This window comes from Paenibacillus sp. sgz302191, from assembly GCF_057749925.1.
In genome coordinates, this window is the sequence record NZ_JBYLHY010000008.1 from 176,387 (window position 1) to 188,630 (window position 12,244).

The 12,244-nt window shown below is 53.5% G+C and carries 13 protein-coding genes; 12 read left to right on the forward strand and 1 reads right to left on the reverse strand.

Translation table 11 applies throughout. The features are described from left to right. Genes AC3G2T_RS14175 through AC3G2T_RS14230 form a run of 12 tightly spaced genes read left to right on the forward strand, consistent with a single transcriptional unit; the run spans position 1 to position 11,634 of the window. Positions 1-276, forward strand: a complete 276-nt coding sequence (locus tag AC3G2T_RS14175; protein ID WP_488435863.1) for an acyl carrier protein — start codon at positions 1-3, stop codon at positions 274-276. After that, positions 273-1,610, forward strand: coding sequence for an ATP-grasp domain-containing protein (locus tag AC3G2T_RS14180; RefSeq protein ID WP_488435864.1), 1,338 nt, complete (start codon positions 273-275; stop codon positions 1,608-1,610). Before AC3G2T_RS14175 ends, AC3G2T_RS14180 begins: the two co-directional genes overlap by 4 nt. Before the next feature lie 17 nt (positions 1,611-1,627). Beyond that, the gene (locus AC3G2T_RS14185; RefSeq protein WP_474682636.1) at positions 1,628-2,755 is read left to right on the forward strand and encodes a glycosyltransferase family protein; all 1,128 of its coding nucleotides are present in this window, start codon (positions 1,628-1,630) and stop codon (positions 2,753-2,755) included. Positions 2,756-2,759: 4 nt separating this feature from the next. After that, a complete protein-coding gene (locus AC3G2T_RS14190; RefSeq protein WP_474682635.1) occupies positions 2,760-3,935 on the forward strand; it encodes a radical SAM protein in 1,176 nt (391 codons plus the stop codon). Positions 3,936-3,948: 13 nt separating this feature from the next. Further along, a complete protein-coding gene (locus AC3G2T_RS14195) occupies positions 3,949-4,950 on the forward strand; it encodes a Gfo/Idh/MocA family protein (protein ID WP_488435865.1) in 1,002 nt (333 codons plus the stop codon). Between the two features lie 26 nt (positions 4,951-4,976). After that, on the forward strand, positions 4,977-5,963 hold the full coding sequence (locus AC3G2T_RS14200; RefSeq protein WP_474682633.1) for an ABC transporter ATP-binding protein: 987 nt from the start codon (positions 4,977-4,979) through the stop codon (positions 5,961-5,963). Beyond that, positions 5,960-6,763 carry an ABC transporter permease gene (locus tag AC3G2T_RS14205; RefSeq protein WP_488435866.1) on the forward strand — a complete coding sequence of 268 codons (804 nt, stop codon included), beginning with the start codon at positions 5,960-5,962 and terminating at the stop codon, positions 6,761-6,763. The genes AC3G2T_RS14200 and AC3G2T_RS14205 overlap by 4 nt, the downstream gene beginning before the upstream one ends. Before the next feature lie 6 nt (positions 6,764-6,769). Beyond that, complete coding sequence (locus AC3G2T_RS14210) at positions 6,770-7,582, forward strand: ABC transporter permease (protein ID WP_488435867.1); 813 nt, start codon at positions 6,770-6,772, stop codon at positions 7,580-7,582. Between the two features lie 14 nt (positions 7,583-7,596). Then, positions 7,597-8,913 (forward strand): type III PLP-dependent enzyme, encoded by a 1,317-nt coding sequence (locus AC3G2T_RS14215; RefSeq protein WP_474682630.1) that lies wholly within the window; start codon positions 7,597-7,599, stop codon positions 8,911-8,913. 16 nt (positions 8,914-8,929) lie between these two features. Continuing rightward, positions 8,930-10,324 carry a preATP grasp domain-containing protein gene (locus AC3G2T_RS14220; RefSeq protein ID WP_488435868.1) on the forward strand — a complete coding sequence of 465 codons (1,395 nt, stop codon included), beginning with the start codon at positions 8,930-8,932 and terminating at the stop codon, positions 10,322-10,324. Between the two features lie 20 nt (positions 10,325-10,344). Then, positions 10,345-10,611 (forward strand): acyl carrier protein, encoded by a 267-nt coding sequence (locus AC3G2T_RS14225; RefSeq protein WP_488435869.1) that lies wholly within the window; start codon positions 10,345-10,347, stop codon positions 10,609-10,611. 3 nt (positions 10,612-10,614) lie between these two features. Beyond that, the gene (locus AC3G2T_RS14230) at positions 10,615-11,634 is read left to right on the forward strand and encodes a BtrH N-terminal domain-containing protein (protein ID WP_488435870.1); all 1,020 of its coding nucleotides are present in this window, start codon (positions 10,615-10,617) and stop codon (positions 11,632-11,634) included. Between the two features lie 133 nt (positions 11,635-11,767). On the opposite strand, the gene AC3G2T_RS14235 is transcribed toward AC3G2T_RS14230, so the two are convergent. Continuing rightward, positions 11,768-12,244: a hypothetical protein gene (locus tag AC3G2T_RS14235; protein WP_488435871.1), complete on the reverse strand. Its 477-nt coding sequence runs from the start codon at positions 12,242-12,244 to the stop codon at positions 11,768-11,770.

Here is a 12,244-nt window from a genome sequence, read left to right on the forward strand (position 1 = left end):
ATGATGAGAGAACGAATTATTCAAATGATTAGCGAGGCCAAGAACGATCCGTCACTGCTGCAATCGCTGAACGGCGATTCCAGCATATTGCATGATTCCGGCATGGAGTCATTGCAGTTGATTCACTTTATTTTGCGGGTAGAGGAAGAGTTTGGGGTCGAAATCGACTTCGATCAGTTTGATATGCGGCATTTGGAGTCTGTGGACGCTTTTTGCGCTTATGTTGCCTCGGCACAGCCACAACCTCAAGCCCAGCTCAGCGAGAACATCCAATGAGCCGGTCGGGTGCGCACAGAAAGGTTCACTGCGGCACTTTCGACGCGGAGCAGTATTGGCGAGATCCTAATCTCGCCAAGCTGCCGGGGCTGCCTGACGCGGACAATCTTCGGATCGTTTCGGCGATGGACGAGCTGTTGTTTGCGTTTTGCGAAGAAGGCGACGTGCTGCTGACGCGCAGCGCAATGGATCAAGCGCATTATCAATATTTAAAAGATATCGGGTTTGATTTTGCGGTCAACCGCCATGCCCTGGAACAGCATCACGCACAGGATAACGGGAAATGCGTCTTTCAACTGCTGTGCGAGGCCGATGCGCAGACCCTTGCGGGGCTAATTCCGGAGGGCGCGGAGCTGGAGCCCTTTGCGGCGATTCCGCTTGTCAGGGAGGCGAGCGAAAGGTTCGGCTTGACCTGCCGTATCCCCGGGATGGAAACGATCCGGACGGTCAATTCAAAGGCATATTCCACGCAGATGCGGGACCGACTGTCGATCCGAAACGATGCTTTGGAGGTTAGCGGAGGCGAGGACGTTCAAAGCAAAGGATGGGAAATGCTGCGTCAGGGTTCTTTTCTGATCAAGGATAATTACGGCGTATCAGGCAAGGGCAACCTGTTTGTCGACTCCGAAAGTATATGGGAGCGCATCGTCAGCTACGTGACTGCGCAGGAAAGGAAAGGGAAGCAGGCCCATTTTATTTTGGAGCCTTTCCTGGAGAAGGCTTTCGACTTTTCGTGCCAGTTTAGCATTGACGAACAGGGCGGGTACCGCCTCTTGTCTTTGCAAAAGCTTGCCAACGACGGGTTTGCCTACCAGGAGTCCTACACGCCGGAAGCGTCGTTTCTCGAAGAGCTGGAGGAGACCGGGTACTTCGATTTGATGAGGCGTACTGCGGAGGCGCTGTACCAAGACGGTTATTTCGGCCATGTTTGCATCGATTCGATGAAGCTGAAGGACGGCACATTTGTGCCTATCGTGGAGATTAATGCCCGCAAGTCGATGAGCTTGATCAAGCATCGGATCGATCGTTATCTGGAACCGCAGGGTGTGCAGGGCAATTTGCGGCATTATTCGCTCTCCATCAACAACCCCGGGCTGCAGTTCGAAGAAGTGCTGGCGAGGATGGAGGCGGCAGGTCTTCTGTTCCGGCCGGGTCAAGCGGGAGGCGTGATCCCGCTGACAGCCAATACGCTGACCATTAATCAGAGGGCGGATAAGCTTTACAAGGGGAGGATTTACGTTTCCGTGGTGGGGAGCGATGCGCAGCACCGCAAGAAGCAGGCGGATTCGCTTTTGGACTTACTCTCCGGACTTTCGCTGCAGCAAATTCACTGACAAGGGGGATCGATGTCATGACTTTAGCCAATAAACGGACCATTCTGGCCTCCGGATTCGGGCTGGGCTTCTACATGCCGGCGCTGCTGTTGAAGAGCCGGCTGGATCAGCGAAGCATCCCGTCCGAGGTAGTTGTCTTCGAGCATTTGCTGCAAAAGGACAAGAAAGGCAAAATCGCCGAGAGCCGCCGGGATTACCACGCGAACTTCGCCGTAGCCAAAATCGCGCAGAAACTGCCGATGGATATCCGGGACAGTCTGGATTTTGAAGCTGTGGACAGGCTGCTGGACGAATGGGAACGGGAAGGCAGGAGCGAGTTCGTCGCGCTTTCGGGACATTGGGTGTACGTGCTCGACAGGTATCGGGAGCGGATAGGGGCCGGGCGCTTGAAGGCCGACCTGCTGTATGTGGATGCGGCTCTCTCCCCCTCGTGGAAAAGCTTGCAAAAACAACTGCCCGATTACAGCGACAGGTACCGGGAAATATGGCTGTACGACACGGTAAAGCCGGATATCCTCTACAGCCTGCCCGTTTCGAACGAGGCGCCCGTGCCCTATGCGGAACGCCCCGAACGCCTGGTGGTTCATGGCGGCGGATGGGGAATGGGCACCTACCTCGGCAAAACGGCCGAATTGGAGGCGCAGGGATACGGCCTCGATGTTGTCGTCGCAGGAGCGGTCGAATCGACCGACCATCCGCAGCACCGTTATTATACGATCGATCCGTCGTGGGAGGCATGGAACAAGGAAGCCGGACAGACGGAGCACACGTTCCCAAGGGTGGGGCAGATTCGCCCGGGAGAGCCGCTGAAATTAGTCGGCAAACCCAATCACAACCTTTTGCACGATGTCATCCGGCAAGCGAAGGCGATCATCAGCAAGCCGGGCGGAGGAACGTTGATCGATTCGCTTAGTTCCGCAACGCCGGTCGTATTTTTGGAGCCGTTCGGACCGCATGAGCAAGTGAATGCTGCTTTGTGGGAGCAGCTTGGTTACGGCATTTCCTACGAGCGTTGGAAGCAGGCAGGCTTCCGGACCGATGTGCTGGAGCCCTTGCACGAGAGATTGCTCGAACATAAAGGCAAATATGAAGAATACGCCGATCATATGCTAGAGGAGCATCGGCTAAATCAAAGGATGGGGTGATTGTATGCAACCGAAAAGCAGTGTGGTCATGGATGATAAAGCATTCGATCTGATGAAACGAACAATGAGGAACATGGCGGTTCCTTATCGGGAACGCCTGAAAAATCCGTTATATAAATCGCCTGTGCCCGAATCGCTGGGCATTAAGCTGACCAACCGCTGCAACTTGCGGTGTATCCACTGTTTCCAATGGAATGAAGACGGGTACCACCAAAATATGGACAAGGAAGAACAGAACATGGACATCGATCTCGACGTCTTCCGCGGTTTGTTGGAAGAGACGCGGGAAGCCAAGTCGCGCTTGTATTTGTGGGGCGGCGAGCCGATGATCCATAAGCAATTTGACAAAATTCTCGATATGCTGGCGGAAGACCCGCGGGAAATGACGATTTGCAGCAACGGATTGCTGATGGATAAATACCTGGACGGCATTATCCGCATTTCTCCCCATCTCGAACTGTTGATAGCTGTCGAAGGGTTGGAGACGGAGCATGATTTCATTCGAGGCAAAGGGACTTTCGGCAAAACGATGAAGCAGATCGAGCGTCTGGTGGAGCTGCGCGATCAGGGAATCTATAAAGGCCGCATATCGGTCCATTCGGTTATCAATGAAGGGATGATTCCCAAGCTGTACGAACTGCTGGAGTTTTTCGAAGAGAAGCGGCTGGATCTGGTGATTCTGTGCTTCCCTTGGTATATCTCGAAGGAAACGTCCGGGCAGATGGACCGCTATTTTGCCGAGAAATTCAGCTGGCTGCGCCAATTGGACGAGAGTCAAATCAACTCCTGGCATGCGTTCAAATACCAGATGAATCCGGAGTATGTGGAAGCTTTGATGGCATCGCTCAAAAAAATCAACGATCGGGTATGGAATATCCGCGTTCGCTATCAGCCCGGACTCGATTACGATGAAATCGAATCCTTCGTCCGCGGAGAGGCGATGACAAGTCGCTGTGCTACTACGTGTCTGGCGCTGTCTACCCGTGCGGACATTTTGCCGACAGGCGAAGTCACTGCCTGCAAATTTTTCTCCGAGTTTGGGGTCGGCAATTTAAAGGAACAGAGCTTGAAGGAGATTTGGGATTCCGAGAAATACGAAAGAATCAGAGAAATCATCAACGTGGAAGGGCTGACGCCGGCTTGCTCCAAATGCAGCGTCCTGTATTTGCACGGAATTTAAGGAGTGACGTTCCATGAGCGAGAAGAGAGAACGGCAGCGCATCGGCGTGATCGGTTGCGCTGCCATCCTTCCCCGCGTGCTGCTTGATCCCGTCAAGGATATCGGGCACCTGGAGGTATACGGGCTGTCCAGCCGCACCAGAAGCAAGGCGGAGGCCTACGCCCAAACCCACGGCGTCCCTGTCGTGTACGATAGCTATGACGCCCTTTTGTCCGACGATCGCATCGATTTCGCATACATTTTGCTGTGCAACGATCTTCATGCGGAATGGATCGTCCGGTGCATGGAGGCCGGCAAGCATGTCCTGGTTGAGAAGCCCTTGTGCCTGACCGGCGAGGAAGTTCGGCGGATTCAAGAGGCTTGCCGGCCGGGCCGGGCGCATCTGCTCGAAGGGCTGATGGTGCAGCACCATCCTTGGCAGCAGGCGATGAAAGAGATGATCGAAGACCGGCGCTACGGCCGGCTTCGCAAGATCGAATCCAGAATCAGCTTTTTGCCGAAGGAGAGCTTCGCAGACAACTACCGCAGCGATCCGGCGCGCGGAGGCGGTTCCTTCTATGATTTGGGCTGTTACTGGCTGCAATTTCTGCAAGGGACCGTCGGGCTGCAGCCCGAATCCTGCCAGGGACATTCGAAGTTTGACGGTCCCGGGGGCTGCGACTGGACGTTTCACGCCGAGCTCCGCTATGCGGAGGGGGTAGAGGCGTCGCTTGTCACGTCTTTCGAGATGCCTTATAAGGCAGCGCATGTCCTCCACTTTGACGATGCTACTGTGAGCATCGACGATTTTTTTCGGGCAAATCTCGGTCATTACCGGATCATGCTCAAAATCGTGGATAAACATACGGGCAGCATGGAGAAAACGGTATTCGAACCGCAAAATTATTATGTCAACCAGTTGAATTTCTTTAGCGATGTGATTGAGGGCATCAAGGATAATGTTTCACCGGAAGCGTCATTCGAGCGGATTCTCCTGCAGGAGAGGATTTATCATTCGGCCCGGCAATCCGTATAACCAGAAGAGAAAGGCAGGCAGTCAGCATGTCGGCAATCGTCGTCCGTCATTTGTCCAAATCGTTTCGCTACTACAAGAAAGAAGTGGGGCTGGCCCACTCGCTCCGCAATTTGTTTTATCGAAAGCCGCTAATCAAGGAAGCCGTGAAAGATATCTCGTTTGAAATCGCCGAGGGGGAAATGGTCGGCTTTCTGGGCCCCAATGGCGCAGGAAAAACGACGACGCTCAAAATGCTGTCCGGCATTTTGTTTCCGACCGACGGTCAAGCGGCGGTGCTGGATTACGTGCCTTGGGAACGGAAGAGAGCGTTCAAGCGCCATTTTTCCATCGTGATGGGCCAGAAGAGCCAACTGTGGTGGGATTTGCCTGCGAACGAGTCGTTCCATCTGAACAAACATATCTACGAGCTGGAGGAAAAAACATTTCAGCGCACCTTGCAGGAACTGGCGGAACTCCTTGATGTAACGGATCTGCTGAGCGTACAGGTTCGCAGATTGTCCCTCGGCGAGCGGATGAAGTTGGAGCTGATCGCAGCGCTGCTGCATGAGCCCCGCGTGCTTTTCCTGGATGAACCGACCATCGGGCTGGATATTTTGTCGCAGCGGAAAATCAGGGAGTTTCTGAAATACTACAACCAACTGCGGAGAACGACCGTGATTTTGACCAGCCACTACATGAACGATATCGAGGATTTGTGCAAGCGGACGATTATCATCAATCAGGGACGCGTAGCCTATGACGGCGATCTCGCGAAGGTGAACCGGCTGATGGATCAGACGAAAATCATGAAGCTCAAGCTGTCGGGCGCCGTCGATGCCGCAGATCTTCGGACTTACGGGAAAGTCAGGGAATGCACCGGACTTGAAGCGGTGCTGGAGGTGGACAAGCAGGAATTGACGGAAATCTCGATTGCGGTGCTGCGGAGTTTGCCGGTTATTGATTTTACGGTAGAGGACGTTTCGATCGAGGAAGGTATTGCCCTGCTTTATCAAAAAGGCGATGTCGAACCATGAGAAGATGGAAAAAGTATGCCAAGACGTTCGCCATGGGCTTGCAGAATGCGATGCAGTACCGCATCAACTTCGCGCTCAGCCTGCTGAGCTGCCTCTTCCCGATCGTGATCCAGATTTTTTTGTGGAACGCTGTGTTTAACAGCCATAAAGGGTCCGACGTGTACGGTTATTCGGAAGGGCAAATTATCGCCTATGCCATCATGGCGGCGTTGTTTTCGAAGATGGTGGCTACCGGCTTTGAATACGAAATCGCCACCGATGTGAAGAACGGGCAGCTTAGTAAATTCGTCGTTCAGCCGATCCGTTACGCGGCGTTTCGCCTTTGTACTTTTTTAGGCGAAAAGATGATGCATTTGGCCGTCATCGCAGTTGTCGCTGCAATCATCGTTGCGGTGATGCGGGATGTGATTCCGCTGCGAACGGATCGCATTATGGTTTGTCTGGCGGCGCTCGTTTTGTCCGTTTTTATGAACTTTTTTATTTATTACTGTTTAAGTATGATCTCTTTTTGGCTGCTTGAGGTATGGGGAATCTTCCTGACATTCAGTTTGCTGGCCAATATAGCCAGCGGAGGGGTGTTTCCCCTCGATATGTTCGGCGATACGGCCCAGGTAGTGCTGAATTGGCTTCCTTTCAAGTACATTGTCTATTTTCCGGTAAGCGTGCTGCTGGGCAAAATCCCGTTTGAGCAGATGGTAAGCGGTCTGGGCTTCCAGCTTCTCTGGATCGCGGTGTTGGCGGCCGTTTCGATGCTGTTGTGGCGCAGCGGGATGAAGAAGTATGAATCGGCCGGGGGGTAGCGAAAGATGCGGAAGATGCTCAAGGAATGCAAAAGATACCTGCTTATCTACGGGGTGTTTGCCAGAAACAGTATCAGTTCCATGATGGAGTACCGGCTTAATTTTATATTCGGGATCATGATTGAGTTAGGCTTTTTGGCTGTCAAATTATCTTATGTGTACGTCATATACCGGATCGGCGTGCAGATCAACGGCCTGTCGCCTGACGAAATCGTTTTGTTTATCGGTACGTATACGATTATGGCGGGCGTGTATTCCACGCTGTTTTATACGAATTTTGTACAGCTTCCGGAACATATTCGGACGGGAACGCTGGATGTGATGATGACCAAGCCGATATCGCTGCAGTTCATGTCAACGATGCGCTCGATTGATATCGGGTTCTCGATCCCCAATCTGATCGGGGGAATCGCGATGGTGGTCTACGGATGGAACCGTTCGAACGTCCCGCTGACGCCGATGAATTTGATCGGTTTTATCGGATTCCTTCTGATCGGGGTCGTTGTGACCTATGCTGTATTTTTGCTGCCGCAGTTAGCCGCATTCTGGACAGTGAGAACGGGCGGGATCAATGAGGTTTCGAACGCTTTGTTCGATTTTAATCAAATGCCTATGGGGATCTATGGGAAAACCGTGCAGGGCGCCGGAACATTTTTGATTCCGGTGTTTCTGATTTCGAACTGGTCGCCTCTCTTTGTGCTGGATCGCATGAGTCCGGTTCAATTCTTGTGGGGGCTGCTGGCTCCGTTGCTGTTTATGCTGATTACAAGGGCAATTTGGAAAATCGCAATACGAAATTACACCAGCGCTAGCAGCTGAAGGGAGCGACTAAGATGAGTCCTACGGGAATGGAAAACCATAATGCCGGGAGCGGCGACGTATCGACGATTGTGGAGCAAAGACGGCTTGACGACGATCGATTGCAGAGTGTCATTCAAACGTACGGAACCCCGCTTTACATATATGATGCCGACTCGATTCGGCGTAATGCGGAAGATTTGCGATCTTGTTTTCCGAAAGAAGTGGATCTGTTTTATTCTTTGAAAAGCAATCCGCTCATCGGAATTGCCCAATTGCTGCGCAAGATCGGCTGCCATGTCGAAATCGCTTCCGGCGGGGAGCTTGCCTTGGCGCTCGCTGCGGGCTATCCGCCCGAGGAAATCATCTTCACGAGTCCCGGCAAGACGGTAGAGGAGCTGGAGTATGCAATAGCTACGGGGTTGTACAGCGTAAATGTAGAGAGTATCGAAGAGATTGCGATGATTCAAAGCATAGCGCAAAGAAATGGAGTTATCGCCGACATCGCGATCAGGATCAATCCGGATACGCAAGGGCAAGGGCAATCGGCCAGCATCCGCATGACGGGCGTTTCTTCCCAGTTCGGGATCGATGAGCGGCTCGTACCCGAAGCGATAGAAGCTGCTTTGCAGGCCGACCATGTGCGGTTGATCGGTTTCCACGTCTACGTGGGTACGCAAATTTTGCAGGAAGCCGCCATCATTCGGCAGTTCGAGGAGACGATTAAACTAGGACTGCGTTATATGGAACAGTACGGCCTGAGACTTGCCTTCCTGGATATGGGCGGCGGGTTCGGCGTGCCGTATTTTCCTCCCGAACAGGACATCGATTTGCCGCTGCTGAAGCAGGGAATTGCCGATGTATGGCAGCGGTACAAGGAGCGGTTGGCGGGTACCCGGGTAGCTATCGAGAGCGGAAGGTTCCTGCTGGCCGACAGCGGCGTGTTCGCCGTTAAGGTGCTGTACCGGAAGTCCTCCAAGGGCAGCACGTATCTGGTCTGCGACGGCGGCTCTAACCAGCATGCGTCGTCGGCTTTTTTGGGGCGGTACATCCGCAACAATTTCCCGATGCGGGTGCTTGGCAAGGAAGCGCGGACGGAGGAAGTCTATGTAACGGGGCCGTTATGTACGGCGACGGATATTTTAGGGCAAAAAGTGCAGCTGCCGGAGGCGGAAGCCGGTCAAATTGTTATTATCGAAAAATCGGGCGCCTACGGGCTTACGCACAGTCCGGCCATGTTTCTTAGCCATCCTCTGCCGGCCGAAGTGCTCGTAGACGGCGGCAATTGTTACCCGCTGCGCGAGCGGGGGCGTTTTGAGGACGCGCTGCGCGGGCAGTCCGGTCTATTTTGAGAGAGGAGGCGAGGGTATGCAGGAGTCTTTTTCTTTACTTCCGTGGCTGACTGCGGAACGCGATCGGGGGACGATTGTCTGGCTATGCAACATCGGAGCCGAGCAGTTCTGGCACCGTCAGAGCAAAGGGATCGTCGATCGTGAAGAGAACCGCGTTGTCGGGCGTATCGAGGAGATGAACTTGCTTCTTTGCCGCCGGCAGGATGTGCTGATCTTGCGCGAGCAGCCGGACGCCGCTTTTTTATCGGACCTTGCGGGGCGCGGTTTTGACATTCCGCGAATTTGGATTCCTGGCCAAACCGATGCGGAAACACCGATTTCTATGCTGGTGCTCAAGGACGAGCAACTGCTGCGAAAGCTGGAAGAGCTGCGTGACGAAAGCGAAGAAGTATATTTTGTCCCCTACGCAGTGACAATGCTGGAAGAAGAGATTGCACAGCGAAGCGGTTTGACGCTGGCAGGTCCCTCTTCCGCTTTGGGGGCGAGGGTCAATGACAAAATCTTCAATCGGCAAATGGCCGAAGAGCTTGGATTTCCGGTTTGCCAAGGCGCAATCTGCGGCACCGTAGAGGAGTTGCGGACGCAGTATCAGGCATTGAAACAGACGTGTTCGCAGGTGATCGTAAAGGAGCCTTACTCGGCATCAGGCAAAGGATTGTACCTGATCGACAGCGATGAGCGGTTCCATGCGCTCTGCAACCGGCTTTCCAGAATCGCGGGCCGTTCCGGCCACCCCGAGCATCCGTGGATCATCGAACAGTGGCTGGACAAGCGGGCGGATGTGAACATTCAACTGTTCGTTAACACCGACGGTTCGGTGGATGTGTTCTCGATCAAGCAGCAAATGCTTAACGGCACCGTGTACATAGGTTCCCTAACGCCGCCTCGGCTGGAGCCTGCTGCGATGCAGCGGCTTCAAGACTACGGAGTACGTATCGGGGCCTACTTGCACGGGATCGGTTACAGCGGAGTGGCCGGTGTCGATGCGATTATTACACGCGATGACGTCATTATTCCGATCATTGAAATTAACGGGCGCTTCACATTATCAACGTACTTGTCGTTCGTGCAGCGTATATTTGCCGGAAAAAAGCTGTACTCGCGCTATTTCCGGCTGGTCACCGATCATGCAGTCGATTATACCGCTCTGCGGCAAATACTGGCGCAGGACGGATTGCTGTACGAACAGGGAGGGGAAGGCATATTCGTGTACACTTCGGGAACCCTCCCTTCGATCAGCCTGTCCGGCGAGCAGCGCTATATGGGCCGCGTTTTTGCGCTGATCATAGCCGATGAATGGGAGACGGCGGAGCAGTTGGAGAATCGGCTGGAGCAGACCTTGCGCCGGTTATATGCCCAAACGCTTCCCGGGAGCCCGGCGGGCGGAGCCGCTTTTGCGCATACACAATGAAAACAGAAAGGGTGAGTGGAGTGATCGTTGTAGAGAGCAAGGAGCTAACCGAGGTGGTGGCCTCTGTTTTAGGAATCGACGCAGAGACGATGTCGGCCATTCATGAGAAGACCGATCTGCGGAATTACAATCTGGGCTCTATCATGGCAATCGAATTAGTCGTCGCTTTGGAAGATCGGTTTCAGATTGTCATCCCGGAAGAGGAGCTGACCTTCGAAAACATATGTACCCTAGAGAGACTGAAGCAGTTGGTTGAAAGACGCAAGTCTTCATTGGGGGAGGGATAGCAGATGTCCTCCGCGATGCTTCAAGTCCATATTCAACCGGGCACGCACTGCTTGTTCGGCAGCATCCGGAACGTGCTTGCTTCGAACTACGGTTATTCGATTTCCGAGGCTGAGCTCTATTTCATGTGCGACGGGATGAACGTAGAATATGACCCGGCGCACAGGCCCTTCTGGGTCGGCCGTTCAGGCGAGGCTATGCTGCAGCAGTTCGCTTTGCACGGCCCTGCGCGTTTGCGCTATGACTTTCGGATAGACGGGGAAGAGGAGAAAAGGGAGCTGCTGCGCGATCTGCGGCAAACGCTGCTCTCCGGCCACTTGGCGCTGCTGTTCGTAAACAGCAGCTGCCTCGGCTTTCACAAGGTATACCTGGAAAATCCGGGCCGGCAGCACGTAATTATTCTCTACGGACTGGATGAAAATAACGACGTGGCCTATGTCGGCGATTCCTTTCTGTTAGATGACGGAGGGACAGTGCTCACCTATAACGGACCGACTCCTCTTCAAAAGCTGCTGCAAGGCGTGTATGGTGCGGCCTTCATGGACGGGTTGCACACCACCGATGCTTCACGGAAGGAGAGCGTGACCGGGCTCGCGGCTGAACGAATCCGCCGGTTTATTTCCGGAAAAGCGCTCAAAGCCGGCGTCGAACACGGACATTCGGCTTACATGGCCCTTTTCGACGATTTGCAGCAGAGCATGCCCGCAGATGATAGCTCCTTTACGGAACGCTGCCAGGAAGTTTACTACTGCTTGAGAATCGGCGGCATCCTCCATCAGCTTCTATACACGAGGCAGTTTGCCGAGCAGTATCCCCGCGAATTTGCGGCGTCAGACAAGGATTGGCCGGCACTGCTCGAAGAGGAGGAGACCTTGTGGAAAAAGCGCCTCTGGCAGCTCTATAAACTTGGACTGCAGCGAAGAAAGGAGGGCTGGCCCCTGTTTCTGGAGCAGACCAAGGAATTAATGGACCGCGAGACCGGGCTCCTGCAGGAGTACGCCGGCCATCTGCAGGCCATTGGCTGATACGCGGGCAGCTCCCGGAGCGTGGCGCTGCGCTGCGTGACAGCGGTTGGCCGATATGAGAAGAGGACCGCCAAGTTCGCTTGGCGGTCTTCAGGTTGTCCAAAAAGCCTCGCGTCAGAGGCGATCGCTATCATCATCTGCCTGCTGCACGAAGAAAACCTGCAAAAATACATGAATTTGCATCCGTAATCGCTGGCCGCGAACAATTCCTGCAAAAGTGCAGGCTTTTCACCGAACACATGGGCTCCCGAGTCACTTTCAGCGAAAATTCCTGCACTTTTGCAGGTTTTTCGCCAAAATAAACGATTATTACAGAAAAAACCTGCATTTTCGCAGGTTTTCTCTGTACCAATCTGCTTTCTGCCCGGTTGCTTCCTGCCCAGTTGCGCAGCTCCACGATCTGCGCTTGGAGTGATGCGTGCAGGATCAAGATAACCCTGTTCGGATTTTTGGCGCTGTCAGCGGGGGATTCATATCTTTTGTGAATCATTCCGGTAGGTCTTTGTAAATCTGCCCGTCCGATAAAAACGAAGCTGTAAAAAAAATGCTGCGGCAAATCTGCAAAAAAAAGCCTTGCGAAAAATGTGTTTTTCGTATAAAGTATAGCCAA

Bases quoted from the DNA above. Each gene is read 5' to 3' on its own strand.
- AC3G2T_RS14195 (WP_488435865.1), top strand. From the start codon at position 3,949: ATGAGCGAGAAGAGAGAACGGCAGCGCATCGGCGTGATCGGTTGCGCT.
- AC3G2T_RS14180 (WP_488435864.1), top strand. From the start codon at position 273: ATGAGCCGGTCGGGTGCGCACAGAAAGGTTCACTGCGGCACTTTCGAC.
- AC3G2T_RS14215 (WP_474682630.1), top strand. From the start codon at position 7,597: ATGAGTCCTACGGGAATGGAAAACCATAATGCCGGGAGCGGCGACGTA.
- AC3G2T_RS14200 (WP_474682633.1), top strand. From the start codon at position 4,977: ATGTCGGCAATCGTCGTCCGTCATTTGTCCAAATCGTTTCGCTACTAC.
- AC3G2T_RS14185 (WP_474682636.1), top strand. From the start codon at position 1,628: ATGACTTTAGCCAATAAACGGACCATTCTGGCCTCCGGATTCGGGCTG.
- AC3G2T_RS14175 (WP_488435863.1), top strand. From the start codon at position 1: ATGATGAGAGAACGAATTATTCAAATGATTAGCGAGGCCAAGAACGAT.
- AC3G2T_RS14190 (WP_474682635.1), top strand. From the start codon at position 2,760: ATGCAACCGAAAAGCAGTGTGGTCATGGATGATAAAGCATTCGATCTG.
- AC3G2T_RS14210 (WP_488435867.1), top strand. From the start codon at position 6,770: ATGCGGAAGATGCTCAAGGAATGCAAAAGATACCTGCTTATCTACGGG.
- AC3G2T_RS14220 (WP_488435868.1), top strand. From the start codon at position 8,930: ATGCAGGAGTCTTTTTCTTTACTTCCGTGGCTGACTGCGGAACGCGAT.
- AC3G2T_RS14205 (WP_488435866.1), top strand. From the start codon at position 5,960: ATGAGAAGATGGAAAAAGTATGCCAAGACGTTCGCCATGGGCTTGCAG.
- AC3G2T_RS14230 (WP_488435870.1), top strand. From the start codon at position 10,615: ATGTCCTCCGCGATGCTTCAAGTCCATATTCAACCGGGCACGCACTGC.